This window comes from Streptomyces griseoloalbus, from assembly GCA_014650015.1.
In the GTDB taxonomy this organism is placed as follows: Bacteria; Actinomycetota; Actinomycetes; order Streptomycetales; family Streptomycetaceae; genus Streptomyces; species Streptomyces griseoloalbus.
The window spans coordinates 85912-102281 of the sequence record BMUD01000004.1 but is presented as its reverse complement, the minus strand read 5'-3'; the positions used below and the strand labels follow the sequence as shown (position 1 = coordinate 102281).

Below are 16370 nucleotides of genomic sequence, written 5' to 3'. Positions count from 1 at the left end.
CGTGAGTAAGGTCGCGGGAATGACCGGACAGACGACCTCGCGGTGGCAGACGATCTCCCCGCTGCTGGACGGGCTGCGTACCGGCGGCGGCGTCCGTGTGGTGACCGGTGACCCCGGTTGCGGACGCACGTCGTTCGTCGAGCACGCCGCCCGCTCCTTCCACGCCGGACCGGTATGGCACGTACGCGCCGACCCGGCCCGTTCCGCACAGCCGCTGAGCGGCCTGCACACCCTGCTGCGCGCGGCGGGCGGCTCGGTGCGCGTCCTCGGCGACGGCACGGCGGGGGAGGTGTTGTTCGACGTCCTCCGCGCGGCGGCCGACGCGTCCCCGCTGCTGGTCTGCGTGGACGACGCGCACCTGTGGGACGCCGCGTCGCGCGCCGCGCTGGGGCACGCGGCGGCGCGGGTGCACGCGGCGGGAGTCGGGGTGGGGCTGCTCCTGACGGTTCCGGGACACCGGCCCGTCGACCGTGAGTGGGCGGCGCTGCCCCTGCTGCGGCTCGGCCCGCTCGCACCGGCGGACGCGGCGCGTCTGGTCGACGACGTCACGGACGGTGCCGTCGACCCCGGCGTGCGCCAGGAGCTGGTGACGGAGGCGGAGGGCAATCCCGCGCTGCTGCTGGCGCTGATCCACCGCCTGTCGCCCGCCCAGCTCGGCGGGCTTGGGGCACTGCCCCGGCCGTTGGCCGACGGGGAGGTCCTGGCCGGGGTCGTCGGCGGGTGCCTGACCGGCTTACCGCCGGACCGGGCCGGTCTGCTGCTGACGGCGGCGGCAGCCGTGCGGGCGACGGGGGAGCCGGACGCCGACGCGGACGTCGTACTGCGGGCGGCGGGGGGAGGCGCCGACGCCGATGCCGCAGGGTTGCCGTTGCCCGAGGTGCTGGTCCTCGTCGAGGGCCGCATTCGGTTCCGCAGCGCACTGTTGGGCAGGGCGGTGTACGCCCTCGCGCCGCCCGACCGGCGCCGTGCCGCGCACCGAGCGCTGGCCGAGTCCCTGGCGGATTCCGGTGGTGTCTCCGCGCTGCTGCACCGTTCGTGGAGCGTCTCGGGGCCTGCCCCCGCCCTCGCGGACGGTCTCTCGGCGGCGGCCACGGACCCCGCGTCCGCGCTGTCGCCCGGCCTGCGCCGCAGGGCGCTCACGCGCGCCGCCGAGCTGACACCGGGCGCCGCGGAGCGGGCCCACCGGTACACCGCCGCCGCGGAACAAGCCGTCCTCGCCGGTCACTCGCCCGAGGCCCGGCGCCTGCTCGACGCCGCGCGGAGTCACCCGGCACCCGCCTCGGTGCGCGGCGGCGCGGAGCTGCTGCGGGGCGCGGTGCTCCTGGCCGACGGTCCGGTGGACGACGCCCGTGAGTCCTTCCTGCTCGCGGCCGCGCTGCTGTCCGCCGTCCGCCGCGAGGACGCCGACACGGCGGTCCTGGGCGCGGCGGACGCCGCCTGGGCCGCGGGCGATCCCTCAGCCTGCCTCCAGGCCCTCACCCCGGCCGCCCCGACCGACACCGCCCCCGGCTCCGGGGGGTTGGTCGACGCCGCCCCCGGCCTTGACGTGCCGGCCGGCGGTGCCTTTGGCTCCGGGACGGCGTCCCACGCCCCTCCCGGCCCCGGTGCGCCGGGCGGCGGTGTCCTCGGCCTCGACGTGCCGGCCGGCGGTGCCTTCGGCTCCGGGACGGCGTCCCACGCCCCTCCCGGCCCCGGTGCGCCGGGCGGCGGTGTCCTCGGCTCCGAGGGGTCGGTCACCAGTGCTCTCGGCTCCGGGGCGACGTCCGACGTCCGGCCCGGCGCCGGTGCGTCGGCCACCCATGCCTTCGGCCCCGGTGCTCCGGCCACCAGCGTCCTCGGCTCCGGTGTGTCGGCCACCAGCCTTCTCGGCGCCGGTGTGCCGGCCGTGGGCGTACTCGGCTCCGGGACGGCGTCCGATGCCCACCACGGCCCCCTGGCGTCGGCGTCCGATGCCCACCACGGCCCGGCCGCGTCGGTAACCGGTGCCCCCGGCCCCGCCGCGTCGGCCCCCCGTGCCCTCGCCGCCGCGCCGGCCACCGGGGCGGTCGGCGCCGGTGGTGCGGTCACCGGCACCGGCGGCATGGTCGCCGGTGGTGAGGTGAAGGTCGTCGCGGCCGCGGGTCAGGGCGGCGCCGTTGCCCGCGGTCTGCCGGCGCCGGCGGCCGAGGCCGTCGGCCGAGGTGCCGCCGGCATCGTCCCGCCGCGCACCACCCGCTCCGCCCTGCTCCGTGACCACCGCGACGGGATGCGCGCCGTGCTGCTGGGGCGGTTCGACCAGGCCGCGCCCCCACTGCGGCGGGTGGTCGAGTGGGGACTGCGCGGCGACGAACCGGAGCCGCTGCTGCGTTCCGCCGCGGCCGCGCTCATGCTCGGCGAGGTGACCGCCGCCCGCCGTGCCGGGGCGCGGGCGCTCGCGGCGGCCCGGACCCGTGGTTCCGCCGCCCTCGAACCGAGGGCACTGGAGTACCTGGCCTACGCCGAACTGCGGGCCGGACGCCACCAGCTCGCCCGGACCCACGCGGAGGAGGGGCTGCGCACCGCCTCGCGGACCGGGCAGCGGAACACGGCCGCCCACCATCACGCGGCACTGGCGCTCGCCGCCTCGATCGAGGGGGAGAAGGAGCTCGTCACCGAACACGTGACGGCGGCCCTCCACACCGCCCGCCGGCACGGGCTCGCGCAGGCCGCCACGCTCGCCCAGTGGGCGGCGGCCCGCGCCGACCTGGGCGCCGGCCGCCCCCGCGAGGCCGCCGACCGGCTCGGCCCGCTGGTGCGCCCCGGTGCGCGGCGCGGCCACTTCGCGGTGTGGATGCTCGCCGTCCCCTGCTTCGTGGAGGCCGCCGCACTCGCCGGACGGCCCGAGCAGGCAGCGACGGTGGTCGAGGACTTCGCGCTGTGGGCCGCCTGCGGGGCCGACCCGCAGGCCCCCGCCCAACTCCTGCGCTGTCGCGCGCTGCTGGCCGCCACCGACGCGGCCGACGAGCTGTTCCTGCGCGCGCTGGACCGTCATGAGGAGACCGCCGGTGACTTCGAGCGGGCGCGCACGGACCTGCTCCACGGCAAGTGGCTGCGGCGCCGGCGCCGGCTGCGCGAGGCGCGTGCTCGACTCGGGGAGGCGCTGATGGGCTTCGAGCGCTGCGGCGCCCACCTGTGGGCCCAGCAGACCGCCGCCGAACTCCGCGCGGGCGGTGCGGCCCCGGCGGAGACCGGGGGCGGGGAGCTCTCCCGGCTGACCCCGCAGCAGCTGCGTATCGCACGGTGTGTCGCCGAGGGCGCCACCAACCGGGAGGTGGCCCTGCGCCTGTCCGTCAGCACCCGCACGGTCGACTACCACCTGCGGAACGTCTTCGCCACCCTCGGTGTCCGTTCCCGGGTCGAGCTGGCCCGTCTCGTCGAGCAGGCGGAAAAGACCGGTGCACAACTCTAGGGACCGACCGGACGGTATGCGATCCTTCGGGGCAGGACGAGTCCGGTGCCGGCCGGCCCACGGGCTACCCGGCCGGCCGGGCGCCGGTGCGGGGGACCGCCGCACGGACGCCGCCGGGAAGCCGCCCCTGGGGGAGATGCGCGATGCAACACGCCGTACGGCCACGTACCCTGCTTCGCCCCGGACCCGGACCCGTGCCCGCGCCACGGCCGCGGACCGCGCGTGTGCGGTCGCTGATCGACGCCGACGCGCTGCGCGTGCTGCACCGGGCCGCCCGCGTCCTGCTGGACGAGCTGCCCCAGCTCACCGACCGCCTGGTCGCCGTACTGCAGGAGCAGGAGCCCGCCTACCGGGCCGCGGTGGAGGGCGACGCCACCGGGATCTGGCAGGAGGTGCACCGCTCGCTGCGGCACAGCATCTCGTCCCTGCTCGATCCGCGGGGCGCCCGGGACGGGGCGCGGCGCTGCTCCTGGAAGATCGGTGCCACGCGCGCGGAGCAGGGGCTGCCGCTGGACGCGCTGCTGCACGCCTTCCGGCTGGGCGGCTCGCTGGTGTGGCAGGGCCTGGTCGACGAGACGTCCCGGACGGCACCCGAGGACGTACGGCTGCTGGTGCACGTGGCGTCCGACGTGTGGAACTTCGTCGACGAGCACTGCACCCTCGTCGCGGACGCCTACCGGCAGACCGAGCGGCAGCTGGCGTGGCGGAGGGAGAACAGGGTGCGCCTGCTGGCCGCGGCCCTGCTGGACGGCACGAGCCGGATCGCCGACCTGCCCGAGGCGGCACAGGCGCTGAACCTGCCGGAGCACGGGCGGTACGTGGTCGTCGCCGCCGACGGCGGCAGGCTGGGCGGTTGTCCGGGTGCCCAGGCGGACCTCGCCCCCGGTGTGCGCGCGCACTGGCACACGGGCGTGGACGCCGACTACGGCATCGCCCTGGTCGAGGCCGGGGAGGAGGCGGCCGTCGTGCCGCAGGAGCAGGCACCCGGGGCACGGGTGGGCGTGAGCGGCGCGGTGGACGGGCTGGCCGCCGTGGGTGAGGCGCGGCGGCAGGCGGACACCGCGCTGAGCCTGTGCCCCGAGTCGGGCGGTACGGTCCGGCTGACCGAGCACCTGCCGGCGGCGCTGGTGGCCTCGAGCCCCGAACTCGGCGCCGCGCTGGCCGACCGGCTCCTCGGCCCGCTGGCCCACCTCGAACCCGCCGACGCCGAGGTCCTGCTGGACACCCTGGCCACCTGGCTGGCCTCGGACGGCTCGGCCCAGCGGGCGAGCCGGCGCCTGTACTGCCACCGCAACACCGTCCTCAACCGCCTCCGCCGCTACGAACAGCTGACGGGCCGCTCCCTCTCCCGCCCCTCCGACCTGGTCGAGGTGAGCCTGGCGCTGACCGCCCGCACCCTCCTCCGGCGCTGACCCACCCCCGTACGTCCGCCTGGGCACCCGCACAACCCCCGGCCGCCCCCGTTGGTACACCGCAGCGAGCGGGCGCCGGGGGGTGTACCGGTCGTCCACGCCCGTGCTGTCGTGAGCTCCCCTTCCCCCGAAGCCGTCGCCGCCGTGCGGTACGGCCCCGAGGAGTCGTGATGCCCGAAGCACCACCGGACGACCTGCCCGCGCTGCGCGTCGAGAACGTCGACGTGACGTACGGGCGTGCGGTGTCCGCCCTCCGCTCCGTGTCCCTGACCGTGCCGCACGGCGCCGTCGTGGCGCTCCTCGGCGCCAACGGTGCCGGCAAGACGACCCTGCTGCGGGCCGTGTCCGGCACCCTGCGCCTGCACCGCGGCGCGATCACGGCCGGCCGTGTCCGCTACGGCGGGACGGTGCTCGACGGCAGGGACCCCGTCGCGGCGGTACGCGCCGGAGTCGTCCAGGTCCCGGAGGGACGACGGGTGTTCGCCGGACTCTCGGTCGACGAGAACCTGCGCTCCGGCGGACTCGGGCTCGGCCGGCGCGGGCGCGCGCAGGTCCAGGAGGCCCGGGAGCGGGTCTTCGCGCTCTTCCCCCGGCTCGCGGAACGCACCCACCAGGCCGCGGGCCTGCTCTCCGGCGGCGAGCAGCAGATGCTCGCCATCGGCCGCGCCCTGATGGCCGCCCCGCGCCTGCTGCTCCTCGACGAACCGTCCCTCGGCCTCGCCCCGCAGATGGTGTACCGGATCGCCGAGGTGATCCGCGAGATCAACGCCCAGGGGACCGCCGTGCTCCTGGTCGAGCAGAACGCGGGCATGGCGCTCTCCCTCGCCGACCGGGCGTACGTCCTGGAGGTCGGCGAGACCCGGCTGTCCGGCCCCGCCGACGAACTCGCCCGCACCGACGCCGTACGCCGCCTCTACCTGGGCGAGTCGGCCGAGGACCAGGGGGCCGCGTGAACGACCGCGCCTTTGCCCCGCCGCCCGTGCTCGACGTACGGGACGTCACCGTGCGCTTCGCCGGTCTCACCGCACTCGACGGCGTCTCCTTCACCGTCACCCCCGGCACGGTGCACGCGGTCATCGGACCCAACGGCGCCGGCAAGTCGACCTGCTTCAACGTGCTGTCCGGCCTGTGCCGGCCGGACGCCGGCACGGTGACGCTCGGCGACACCGAGCTGACCCGGCTCGCCCCGCACCGCATCGCCGCGCTCGGCGTGGCCCGCACCTTCCAGAACATCGTCACCACCCACGGCACGGTCGCCGACAACCTCATGCTCGGCCGCCACGCCCTGTCCCGGGCCGGTTTCGCCGCCAGCGCGCTGCGCCTGCCGCGGGCCGTACGGGAACAGCGCGAGCACCTCGACCGCGCCCGCCGGATCGCCGAACTCACGGGCCTCGGCGCCCACTTCGACAGCCCCGTCGCCCTGCTGTCGTACGGCGACCGCAAGCGCGTCGAACTCGCCCGCGCCCTCTGCCTGGAGCCACGCGTGCTGCTCCTCGACGAACCCGTGGCCGGCATGAACGCCGCCGAACGCGCCCGCACCGCCGCGGTCGTGGGCGAACTGCGCGCCGAACTGGGCCTGTCCGTCGTCCTCGTGGAGCACGACATGGGCCTCGTCATGCGCCTCGCCGACGACGTGACCGTGCTCGACTTCGGGCGGCCCATCGCCCACGGCACCCCCGACGAGGTCCGCCAGGACCCCGGGGTGCTGCGCGCCTACCTCGGCACCGACGCACCGAAGGAGGACGCGGCATGACCGGGTTTCTCGACAACGTCCTCGGCGGACTGGCACTCGGCGCGGTCTACGCGCTGGTCGCGCTCGGCTTCGTCGTCATCTTCAAGGCCTCCGGCGTCCTCAACTTCGCCCACGGCTCCCTGCTGCTGTTCGGCGGCTACCTCATCGCCGTCCTGCACGACGACCTCGGCTTCGCCGGGGCGCTGGCCCTGGCCATCCTGACGACGGCCGCCCTCGCGGGCGCACTCGACCGCTTCCTGCTGCAACGCGGGGGCCAGGACGCCCACGCCGCCCACGTACAGACCATCGTCACCATCGGCGTCGACATCGTGCTGTTCACCGATCTGGCCCGGCGCGTCGGCGGAGACCTGCTGTCCCTGGGCGACCCCTGGGGCGACTCGGTGACCGAGCTGGGTCCGGTGACCGTCGCCGACAGCCGGCTCGCCGCGATCGTGGTGTCGGCCGTGGTCATCGCCGCCGTGTTCGCGCTCTTCCGGTTCACCTCCTGGGGGCTGTCCCTGCGGGCGGCGGCGGAGGACCTGGAGGCGGCCGCCCTCATGGGCGTACGGCTCGGCCGGGTGCGCGCGGGCGCCTGGTGTCTGGCGGGCGCGCTCGCCGCGCTGGCCGCCGTGTTCCTCGCCGCCTTCCCCGCGCCCGGACTGGAGCGCGGCACCGGCCAGATCGCGCTCAACGCCTTCCCGGCCGCGATCCTCGGCGGGCTGGCCTCCCCGGCCGGAGCCCTCGCGGGCAGCCTGATCATCGGCCTGACCGAGGCACTCGTCGTCGGCTACCAGTCCGACCTGCACGTACTCGGCGAGGGCTTCGGCGACGTCGCCCCGTACGCCGTGATGCTGCTGGTCCTCCTGGTACGGCCCACCGGGCTGTTCGGCGCGAAGGGAGCGGCTCGTGTCTGACCGTCTGCTCACCGCCCTGACCCGCCGCCGGGCCGGGCTCTGGCTGCTCGCCGTTCTCCTGTGCCTGCCGCCGTTCTACCTGGACGCCTTCTGGCTGCGGATCGGCCTGTTTTCGATGGCGGCGGCCATCGGCGCCGTCGGCCTCGCCCTGCTCACCGGCACCGCGGGCCAGCTCTCCCTCGGCCACGCCTTCTTCCTCGCCGTCGGCGCCTACGGCTACACCTGGCTCGCTGGTGAGCCCGGACCAGGACTGCCACCGGCTCTCGCCGCGCTCCTCGCGGTGCTGCTCGCCGGCGCGGCGGGCGGGCTGTTCAGCCCCGTCGCCGCCCGGGTCAAGGGCATCTACCTGGGCATCGCCACCCTCGCCCTGGTCTTCCTCGGCCACCACGTGCTGCTGACCGCGGACTCCGTCACCGGCGGCTTCAACGGCCGCTCCGTGCCCCCGCTGACGCTCGGCGGCTTCACCTTCGGCGCGGACGACCCCGAACCGACCGTCCTCGGCGTGCCGTTCGGCGCGGAGGAACGGCTGTGGTTCCTGGGGCTGGCCCTGTTCGCGGTCACCTGGTTCACCGCCCGAGGCTTGCTGCGCGGACGCCCCGGCCGGGCGCTGGCCGCCCTGCGCGACAGCGAGACCGCGGCCGCCGTGATGGGCGTCGACGTCGCCCGGCACCGCTCGGCGGCCTTCGTGGTGTCGTCGATGTACGCCGGGCTCGCGGGAGTGCTCCTCGCCCTCGCCTTCCGGCGCGTCGTCCCGGACTACTTCTCACTCGCCCTCTCCGTCGACTACCTCGCCATGATCGTCATCGGCGGCCTCGGGTCCGTCGCCGGAGCCACCGCCGGCGCCGTCTTCGTCACCGCCCTCCCGCTGCTGATGACCCGCTACGCCGACCAGCTCCCGCTGGTGACCGCCCCCGGCTCCACCGAGGGCACCGTGGGCCCCACCGAGGCGGCCCGCTACCTGTACGGGGCGGCGATCGTGCTGGTCCTGCTCTACGCACCCGACGGACTGCACGGCCTTGCGCGCCGGGTCCGCGACCGCGTACGGCGCCGCCGCACCCGCACCCCCGCCCCGGAAACCGTCGTCCCTTCGCCTCCGCAACCGGCCGCGGCCGCACGACCCAAGGAGCACACCCCGTGAACACCACGCACCACAGGCACCGCGACCGGCAGCGCACCGCCGGGACCGTCCTCGCCGGCGTCCTCGCCCTGCTGCTCGCGGCCACCGGATGCAGTTCCAAGGCGGACGGCGGCGACAAGGGAGGCGAGGCCGCCGACGGCGTCCGCACCGGGCCCGGCGTCGGCGCCGACACCATCAGACTGGGTGCCCTCACCGACCTGACCGGCCCCTATGCCACGCTCGGCAAGAGCATCGTGCAGGCACAGCGGATGTGGGCCGAGGAGACCAACGCCCAGGGCGGCATCTGCGACCGCAAGGTCGAGATCGTCGTCAAGGACCACGGATACGACGTGCAGAAGGCGGTCACCGCCTACGCCGACATCGCCCCGGACGTCGTGGCACTGCCCCAGGTCATCGGCTCCCCGGTGGTCGCGGCGCTGCTCGACGACATCGAGCGCGACAAGATGCTCACCTTCCCGCAGGCCTGGGCGGCCTCTCTGCTCGGCAAGGACGCCATCCAGGTGCTCGGCACCACGTACGACGTCGACATGATCGCCGCGGTCGAGTTCCTCACCCGTGACAAGGGCCTGAAGAGCGGCGACAGGATCGGCCACGTCTACTTCGAGGGCGACTACGGCGCCAACGCGCTCGAAGGGTCCACCTGGGCGGCGGGGAAGGCAGGTCTGAAGGTGACCGGCCTGAAGATCAAGGCGACGGACACCGACCTGTCGGCCCAGGTCTCGGCGCTGCGCAAGGAGGGCGTGAAGGCCGTCCTGATCAGCGCCGGGCCCGCGCAGACGGCCTCGCTGGTCGGTGTCGCGGCCTCCCGCGGCCTGAGCGTCCCCGTCGTCAGCAGCGCCCCCGGCTTCGCGCCCCAGCTGATGAAGACCCCGGCCGCGCCGGCCCTCGCGGCGATGCTGAACGTGGTGAGCGCCGCGCCCGCGGTCAGCTCCGACCTGCCCGGCGTGCGGCGCATGGTGGCGTCCTACCGGAAGAAGTACCCGGACTCGCCGGTCGACTCCGGGGTGCTGTCCGGGTACAACGCCGCACAGCTCATGGGCGCCGACCTGAAGAAGGCCTGCGAGGCGGGCGGCCTCACCCGTGAGGACGTGGTCGAGGCGCACCGTTCGCAGAAGAACGCCGACACCGGCCTCGGCACCGCGCAGAACTTCTCCGACGTCGACCGTCCCGCGAGCGTCGAGACGTATGTGCTGAAGCCCGACGCCAAGGCGGTCGGCGGCGTGGTGAACGCTCAGGAGGCGCACACCGCTCCGGGAGTCGAGGACTACCTGTCCTCCCGGTGACGGCCGGTCACATCCCGGATGCCCCGGCGGACCCCAACGAGGGGACGCCGGGGCACCGCCCGTCCCCAGGAACCCTGCGGGCTCGGCGTCCCCCTGGCAGGGGAGGGCTCGCCGCCGGGTGGGAAACCGGCGGGGAATGCGGCGGCCCGTCCCCGCGTTACATCAGCCGTGAGTGACATGCCCCCAACAAATGGGTGGATGTCCGGGTGCCGCTGAAGGAGGACACCATGGCGAACAAGGGTGCGCGCCCGGTCGTGACGTTGAGGTCGACGGCGGGGACCGGCGTGACGTACACGACCCGGAAGAACCGGCTGAACGACCCCGACCGGCTGGTCCTGCGCAAGTACGACCCGGTGGCCCGCGAGCACGTCCCGTTCCGCGAGGCCCGATGACCCCGGCCGTCGCCTCCGGGCGGCGGCCCGCAGGAAGGAACCCCATGAAGTCCGGCATCCACCCCGTCTCCCGCCCGGTCGTCTTCCGTGACCGCGCGGCGAACACCACGTTCCTCATGCGGTCGACCGCGCGGACGACGCGGACGATCGAGTGGGCGGACGGCACCACCCGTCCGCTGATCGACGTCGAGGTCTCGTCGGCCTCCCACCCGTTCTACACGGGCACCGCGCGCGTCATGGACAGCGCGGGCCGCGTGGAGCGCTTCGAGCGTCGCTACGGCCGTACCGCGCCCGCGGCACGCTGACGCCGACCGGTCGCGGTCCGAGCGGAAGGAGAGCAGAGAGATGAAGGTGCGCAAGTCGTTGCGCTCGCTGAAGGCGAGGCCCGGTGCGCAGATCGTGCGTCGACGGGGCACCGTCTTCGTGATCAACAAGAAGGATCCGCGCTTCAAGGCCCGCCAGGGCTGACGAACCGCCGGTGACACCGTGTCGGGCCCGGTCCCCGTACGACCTCGTGCGGACCGGGCCCGGCGCGTGTCCGCACGCCGGTCAGTCGGCGACGGCCTCCGGGTCGCGGTCGGACGCCGGCCAGACGTACGGCAGGTCGTCCGGCTCGCCGGGGAAGAGGTCGGCGTAGACGGCAGGGTCCTTGCGCACCAGCGCCGACCGGTGGCTGCGGTGCAGCGCGTCGTCCCCGAGCCAGGGCGGCAGCTCACCCGCCTCGGCCAGCTCCCGCTGACCGCGCACCGGGGCGCCGGGCCGGACCGTGGCGAGGTCGGCGACGAGGGTGGCGGCACAGCTGTCCTGATGGCCCCGGTCGCGCCAGATCCGGCAGATGTCCAGGCCGTAGCGCACCAGCGCCTCCTCGTAGCCGGTCCACATACGGACGGCGGGATGGCGGCGCCACCCGTAGCCCGGCACGATCAGGCCGCGCAGCACCTGAAGCGCCTCGACCCGCTGTTTGCCGAGCCGGCGCCGGTCGAGCACCAGCGCCGACTCGCTGAAGTCGGGGTACGGCAGAAAGGTCTGCATACGACCGTCCGAACTGTGGGGACCACCGCGGCCGAGGAGCACGGCTCACCGCACCGCAGTTCCCCTCCCACGGCAGCTCACACCCCGGGGCTCAGCCCAGAGTGCCCAGCCGGGCCTCGCGCCACAGGTCGACGCCGCCGTCGACGGCGTACTCGTCGATCTCGGCCAGCTCCTCACCGCTGAAGTCGAGGTTCTCGAGCGCGGCGACGTTCTGCTCCAGCTGCTCGGTGCGGGACGCGCCGATGACCAGCGAGGTGACCCGCCGGTCCCGCAGCGCCCAGGCCAGCGCCATCTGGGCGAGGCTCTGCCCGCGGCGCGCCGCGATGTCGTTCAGGGCGCGCAGCCGGCGCAGCATGTCGTCCGTCAGCCAGGCGGTGTCGAAGGACTTGCCCGCCGCCGCCCGCGAGTCCCGCGGCACGCCGTCGAGATAGCGTCCGGTCAGCAGGCCCTGCGCGAGCGCCGTGAAGCCGATGATCCCGAACCCCTCCTCCTGCGCCACGTCCAGCAGGCCCTCGGTCTCGATCCAGCGGTTCAGCATGCTGTACGACGGCTGGTGGATCAGCAGGGGAGTCCCGAGGTCCCGGAGGATGGCCACGGCCTCGCGGGTGCGCTCGGCGTCGTAGGAGGAGATGCCGACGTAGAGCGCCTTGCCCTGGCGGACCGCGGTGTCGAGGGCGCCCATGGTCTCCTCGAGCGGAGTGGTGGCGTCCAGCCGGTGCGAGTAGAAGATGTCCACGTACTCCAGCCCCGTGCGCTTCAGGGACTGGTCCAGCGAGGCCAGCATGTACTTGCGGGAGCCGCCGCCCTGACCGTAGGGACCGGGCCACATGTCCCAGCCCGCCTTGGTGGAGACCACCAGCTCGTCCCGGTACGGCGCGAGGTCCTGCTTCATCAGCCGGCCGAAGTCGATCTCGGCGGCGCCGTAGGGCGGGCCGTAGTTGTTCGCCAGGTCGTGGTGGGTGATGCCCAGGTCGAAGGCGCGCAGGGCGATCTCGCGCTGGGTCTCGAAGGGCCGGTCGTCGCCGAAGTTGTGCCAGTAGCCCAGGGACAGCAGGGGGAGGTCCAGCCCCGAGCGCCCGGTGCGCCGGTAGCGCATGGTGCCGTCGTAGCGCTCGGGATTGCTGACGTGGTTCATCGGGTGGTCTCCGGGTGGTGCGGGTCGGGGCGGCCCGTGGGACGGTGTGGCTTCTGCCCACAGTGCCCCCGAGTGATCCGGAAGTCCAACCGGTCCCCGGCATGGGATTCAGCACCGCCGCTTCTGAACAGGGGGCGGCCGAATGACGGATTGGGGGCCGCGTCCGATGGGCAGGCAGGGAGTGACATGAGCACGACTACCCTTCCCCCACAGGAGGTCGACCATGCACGTCCGTACGCTGACCGGCGGCCTGGCCGCTGTTCTGGTGATGTCCTTCCCTCTGCTGGACGGCCGGGCGGTGGCCGCCCCGTCCGCCGGCAGCGCCGTCCCCGTGGTGGCCGCCCGGGTGCTCACCTACGACGCGAGTGGCGCCGCTGAGTTCAAGTCCGCGGTCGACCGCGGCGCGGCGATCTGGAACGAGAGCGTCGACTCCGTCGAGCTCCGCCCGGCCGCCTCCGGGCAGCGGGCCAACATCCGGGTCGTGGCGGACAACGGCTGGCCGCGCGCCGTGCCCGGCTCCCTGGGCAACGGCACGGTCTACATCGGACGCCAGGCCGTGGACCAGGGCTACTACACGATCCGCATCGCGGCCCATGAACTCGGGCACATGCTGGGCCTGCCGGACCGCAAGCCCGGCCCCTGCTCCAGCCTGATGTCGGGCGCCAGCGCGGGCACCGCGTGCACCAACCCCTACCCGAACGCGGCGGAGCAGGCGGAGGTCGAGGAGAACTTCGAGGGGGCCCGCACCGGAGCGCTCATGTGACTGATGTGACTACTGGGGCGATCACCGCTATGGTTGTCTCAGGTCACGGCGACGGAAACCTCCGAAGCCCGGCTGTGCGTTGGTGGTCCAAGGAAAGACGCCCCGCTTCCTGCGGGGAGATGCAGGTGCAAGGCCTGCCCGGCGCTCCATCACGAGCCCCGTCCCGAAACATCGGGACGGGGCTCGTGCCGTTTCCGGCGGGTCAGGGCCGTGCCGGCACGTCCGGGCAGTTGGACGTCGTCGGCCGGCCCGCGAGCCGGTCGGTCAGCCACGTCACCGCGTTGCCCTGGTCGGTGAGGAGCGGCGCCACGTGGTTGGTGAGGAGCTTGTCGCCGAGGTTGGGCAGCCGGACGGCCTGGTAGGTGACGTCGCCGCCCCTGGCGCACCAGTCGACCGCCAGCCGGCGCGCCTGCTCGTGCGGGACGATGTCGTCCTGGACGCCGGTGACCAGCCGGACCGGTCCGGTCGGCTTCGTCATGCCGAGGCGCTGCTTGTCCAGCACGGCCTGGGCGCCGGGCTCGCGGGCGATGATCTCGCCGAGGGACTTCCCGCTCGAGGTCCACTCGGTGCTCCTGGTGAAGCCGTAACCGAAGATCGCGTCCCCGACGCAGGTGGTGGAGATGTCCTTCAGGGCGGCGCGTCCGGTGGCGTTGATGTTCGCTTCGACGACCTCGCGCACCTCGGGTTCCGCCTGGGCGAACCCGTTGATCGACCAGCCCAGCGCCCCGGCCAGGGCGCTCCCGTCGATGCCCTTCATGACCTCGGTCAGATCCGCGGGCGGTGCCCCGCTGTAGGTGCCGGCGAGACGTACGTCGGGTGCGTAGGCGCGCTGGAGTTCGGCCGCTGAGGCGCTGGCTCCGCCGCCTTGGCTGTAGCCGTACATGCCCACCCGGGAGGCGGCGGTGACGGACGCGTCCGGCACGGACCGCGCGGCGCGGGCGGCGTCCAGCATGGCGTGCCCCTGGTCGAGGCGGTTGACGTAGGTGTGGAGCCGGTCGGTGGCGCCGAGGCCGACGTAGTCGGTGACGACGACGGCCGCTCCGGTGGCCAGGAGCCGGTAGATCGCCAGGTTCTCGTAGCCGAGCGTCACGGTCTGCCCGTTGAGGGTGAGGGGGTGCTGCAGGGCCAGCGAGGGCGCGCACTGGTCGCCCTGCCCCATGGTTCCGGAGCCGACGACCACCAGCGGACGGGGGCCCTCGCCCTTCCAGTGCGCGGACGGCTCGATGTAGGCACCGGTGACGGCGACCGGCTGTCCGCCCGAGTCGGTGGAGGTGTACATCAGGCGGGTCGCCGTGCCGGGCAGCGGGCGGCCGTCCAGACCGGGCAGGCTCAGCCCGAGGGGCAGTGGCTCATGACGGACCAGCACGCCGTTGCCCGCGGGCAGTTCGGCGGGCGGGGTGTAGAAGGCGGGGATGGTGACGCCCCGCGACACCACGGGTTCGGCCGCGGCGGCGGGCGGCGCGGACACGCACACACAGGCGGTCGTGGCGACGACGGTGGTCAGCACGCTGCTGAGACGACTCACGGCTCACTCCTCGCTCTGCTCCAGGACAGTGCAACCGGAAACTAGCAGCGCATACTTACCGGTGGTAACTCCTCGGTAAGTTACGGCCCGGTAACTATTGGGGGGCCGAGCCGTGCGGTGGCGAGCCGTGCCGCGCACGGAGGAGCGGGCCCCGCCGGTCGTCCGGCGGGGCCCGCTAGCTGTCGGTGTGTCCGGTCAGGCCGTGTGCAGCGTCAGCCCGTAACGGTTGAGGATCTCGTTGATCGGCTGGTGCCAGGTTTCGCCTCCGCCGGAGCAGTTGCCCCAGCCGCCGGAGGTGACGCCCTGCGCCTGGTCGCCGCTGATGAACGAGCCGCCCGAGTCACCGGGTTCGGCGCAGACGCTCGTCTTGGTCATCTGGCGCACCGCGCCCTGGCTGTAGTTGACCGTCTCGTTCTTGGCCAGCACGTTGCCGCAGTGCCAGTGGGTCGTGGAGCCGGAGCGGCAGATCGAGGCGCCGATCGGAGCCTCCGCCGAGCCGCGCACCAGCTGGTCCGAGACCGTGCCCCAGCCGAGCACCACCGGCACCGTCCACCAGCCGCTGCCCACGTTGACCCAGGCGTAGTCGTTCTCCGGGAACGAGGAGCCCTGGAAGTTGCCGATGTACGAGCCGTCCCAGCCCCTGACCTGGCTGCCGACCCCGCCGCAGTGCCCGGCGGTGACGAAGCCGCCGTGCACCGAGAAGCCTATGGAGCAGCGGACGTTGCCGGTGTAGTAAGGGTCGCCGCCCACCGTTCCGGCGGCGAAGGTCTCCGCCTGCGCCCCTACGGTCCGCACGGTGACCGGACCGGCCTCGCGGGCCTTGGTCACGAACGTGCGGACATCGTTGTCAGTCTTCTGGTTCTCGACGACGTTCACGACGACCGTGTTGGCGGTCGGGTCCACGGACCAGCTGGTGACGCCCGAGGGTGCGTCGAGGCGGTCGATGCGGGACTTGGCCGCGTCGAGCTGCCGTGCGCTGTGCTCGACGGTGCGGACGGCCGCCCCGGACGCGCGCAGGGCCCGCACCGTCGAGGCGTCGGCGTCCTCGGTCACGGCCACGGTCAGCTTCTCGCTCTTGGCGTCGAACCAGGACCCGCCGTAAGCGGGTCCGGCGGTCCTGCGTGCCTCGGGGGCGAGGTCGGTGGCCTCGCGTTCGGCGGCGAGGCGGTCCTCCGCCTCGGCGCGGGTCAGGCCGAAGTCCCGCTGCATGGCCGCCATCAGGCCGTCGGAGGCGGGAGCGGAGTCGGCGGCCCGGGCGGCGGGGGAGTCGGGGGCGTCCTGCGCCGAGGCCGGCAGAGTGCCGGCCGCCGTCCAGCTGCCGATCATGAGCAGGGCGGCCACACCGGCCTGCGTGATTCTGGTGCGTCTCATGGAAGGTGTGCCCTTCGTCGTTCCAGCAAAGTGGGGGTGGAACAACCGCGGTGTGAGAGCGCTCTCACCGGATCGAGCAGAGCTTAGCGAGCCGACAGTGTCAGGTCTATGCCAATGTGGCGCTCAATTCCGGGGCGCTGCCGGGAGAAAGGGAGTCGTCGGCGCTGTCGGGAGGAAGGGAGGCGTGAGCGCTGTCCGGAGAAGGGGAGTCGTCAGCCGGTGGGAGAACACGGTCGGCGGGGCCTG

General features: G+C 74.1%; 15 protein-coding genes. 11 read left to right on the top strand and 4 right to left on the bottom strand.

What is annotated here, in order from left to right; genetic code table 11:
* Positions 1-19 precede the first annotated feature (19 nt).
* The 10 genes from IE178_RS35760 (at position 20) to ykgO (ending at position 10766) form a co-directional block, all read left to right on the top strand.
* Positions 20-3427, top strand: coding sequence for a LuxR C-terminal-related transcriptional regulator (locus tag IE178_RS35760; RefSeq protein WP_318279896.1), 3408 nt, complete (start codon positions 20-22; stop codon positions 3425-3427).
* 143 nt (positions 3428-3570) lie between these two features.
* Positions 3571-4839, top strand: coding sequence for an RsbRD N-terminal domain-containing protein (locus tag IE178_RS07575; protein ID WP_193511698.1), 1269 nt, complete (start codon positions 3571-3573; stop codon positions 4837-4839).
* 170 nt (positions 4840-5009) lie between these two features.
* Positions 5010-5792 (top strand): ABC transporter ATP-binding protein, encoded by a 783-nt coding sequence (locus IE178_RS07570; RefSeq protein ID WP_184762763.1) that lies wholly within the window; start codon positions 5010-5012, stop codon positions 5790-5792.
* Entirely contained in the window at positions 5789-6592 is an 804-nt protein-coding gene (locus tag IE178_RS07565) for an ABC transporter ATP-binding protein (protein ID WP_184762764.1), read from the top strand. Before IE178_RS07570 ends, IE178_RS07565 begins: the two co-directional genes overlap by 4 nt.
* Positions 6589-7485, top strand: a complete 897-nt coding sequence (locus IE178_RS07560; protein WP_193511697.1) for a branched-chain amino acid ABC transporter permease — start codon at positions 6589-6591, stop codon at positions 7483-7485. Before IE178_RS07565 ends, IE178_RS07560 begins: the two co-directional genes overlap by 4 nt.
* Complete coding sequence (locus IE178_RS07555; protein ID WP_184762766.1) at positions 7478-8623, top strand: branched-chain amino acid ABC transporter permease; 1146 nt, start codon at positions 7478-7480, stop codon at positions 8621-8623. The genes IE178_RS07560 and IE178_RS07555 overlap by 8 nt, the downstream gene beginning before the upstream one ends.
* The gene (locus tag IE178_RS07550) at positions 8620-9906 is read left to right on the top strand and encodes an ABC transporter substrate-binding protein (RefSeq protein WP_184762767.1); all 1287 of its coding nucleotides are present in this window, start codon (positions 8620-8622) and stop codon (positions 9904-9906) included. The genes IE178_RS07555 and IE178_RS07550 overlap by 4 nt, the downstream gene beginning before the upstream one ends.
* 227 nt (positions 9907-10133) lie before the next feature.
* A complete protein-coding gene (gene rpmG, locus IE178_RS07545) occupies positions 10134-10298 on the top strand; it encodes a 50S ribosomal protein L33 (RefSeq protein ID WP_184762768.1) in 165 nt (54 codons plus the stop codon).
* Positions 10299-10342: 44 nt separating this feature from the next.
* The gene (locus tag IE178_RS07540; RefSeq protein ID WP_184762769.1) at positions 10343-10603 is read left to right on the top strand and encodes a type B 50S ribosomal protein L31; all 261 of its coding nucleotides are present in this window, start codon (positions 10343-10345) and stop codon (positions 10601-10603) included.
* Positions 10604-10643: 40 nt separating this feature from the next.
* Positions 10644-10766 carry a type B 50S ribosomal protein L36 gene (gene ykgO, locus IE178_RS07535; protein ID WP_184762770.1) on the top strand — a complete coding sequence of 41 codons (123 nt, stop codon included), beginning with the start codon at positions 10644-10646 and terminating at the stop codon, positions 10764-10766.
* An 81-nt stretch (positions 10767-10847) separates the two neighbouring features.
* Here the strand turns inward: ykgO and IE178_RS07530 are convergent, their stop codons facing one another.
* The gene (locus IE178_RS07530; RefSeq protein WP_193511696.1) at positions 10848-11330 is read right to left on the bottom strand and encodes an MSMEG_6728 family protein; all 483 of its coding nucleotides are present in this window, start codon (positions 11328-11330) and stop codon (positions 10848-10850) included.
* A 91-nt stretch (positions 11331-11421) separates the two neighbouring features.
* On the bottom strand, positions 11422-12465 hold the full coding sequence (mgrA, locus tag IE178_RS07525; protein WP_193511695.1) for an L-glyceraldehyde 3-phosphate reductase: 1044 nt from the start codon (positions 12463-12465) through the stop codon (positions 11422-11424).
* 223 nt (positions 12466-12688) lie between these two features.
* On the opposite strand from mgrA, the gene IE178_RS07520 reads away from it, so the two are divergent.
* Positions 12689-13228 (top strand): snapalysin family zinc-dependent metalloprotease, encoded by a 540-nt coding sequence (locus IE178_RS07520; protein WP_193511694.1) that lies wholly within the window; start codon positions 12689-12691, stop codon positions 13226-13228.
* A gap of 202 nt (positions 13229-13430) precedes the next feature.
* Here the strand turns inward: IE178_RS07520 and IE178_RS07515 are convergent, their stop codons facing one another.
* Entirely contained in the window at positions 13431-14753 is a 1323-nt protein-coding gene (locus tag IE178_RS07515) for a lipase family protein (protein ID WP_193511693.1), read from the bottom strand.
* Positions 14754-14948: 195 nt separating this feature from the next.
* Positions 14949-16124 carry an alpha-lytic protease prodomain-containing protein gene (locus IE178_RS07510; protein WP_184762775.1) on the bottom strand — a complete coding sequence of 392 codons (1176 nt, stop codon included), beginning with the start codon at positions 16122-16124 and terminating at the stop codon, positions 14949-14951.
* Positions 16125-16370 lie beyond the last annotated feature (246 nt).

Bases quoted from the DNA above. Each gene is read 5' to 3' on its own strand.
- IE178_RS07570 (WP_184762763.1), top strand. From the start codon at position 5,010: ATGCCCGAAGCACCACCGGACGACCTGCCCGCGCTGCGCGTCGAGAAC.
- IE178_RS07540 (WP_184762769.1), top strand. From the start codon at position 10,343: ATGAAGTCCGGCATCCACCCCGTCTCCCGCCCGGTCGTCTTCCGTGAC.
- rpmG (WP_184762768.1), top strand. From the start codon at position 10,134: ATGGCGAACAAGGGTGCGCGCCCGGTCGTGACGTTGAGGTCGACGGCG.
- mgrA (WP_193511695.1), bottom strand. From the start codon at position 12,465: ATGAACCACGTCAGCAATCCCGAGCGCTACGACGGCACCATGCGCTAC.
- IE178_RS07560 (WP_193511697.1), top strand. From the start codon at position 6,589: ATGACCGGGTTTCTCGACAACGTCCTCGGCGGACTGGCACTCGGCGCG.
- IE178_RS07575 (WP_193511698.1), top strand. From the start codon at position 3,571: ATGCAACACGCCGTACGGCCACGTACCCTGCTTCGCCCCGGACCCGGA.
- IE178_RS07530 (WP_193511696.1), bottom strand. From the start codon at position 11,330: ATGCAGACCTTTCTGCCGTACCCCGACTTCAGCGAGTCGGCGCTGGTG.
- IE178_RS35760 (WP_318279896.1), top strand. From the start codon at position 20: ATGACCGGACAGACGACCTCGCGGTGGCAGACGATCTCCCCGCTGCTG.
- IE178_RS07520 (WP_193511694.1), top strand. From the start codon at position 12,689: ATGCACGTCCGTACGCTGACCGGCGGCCTGGCCGCTGTTCTGGTGATG.
- IE178_RS07510 (WP_184762775.1), bottom strand. From the start codon at position 16,124: ATGAGACGCACCAGAATCACGCAGGCCGGTGTGGCCGCCCTGCTCATG.
- ykgO (WP_184762770.1), top strand. From the start codon at position 10,644: ATGAAGGTGCGCAAGTCGTTGCGCTCGCTGAAGGCGAGGCCCGGTGCG.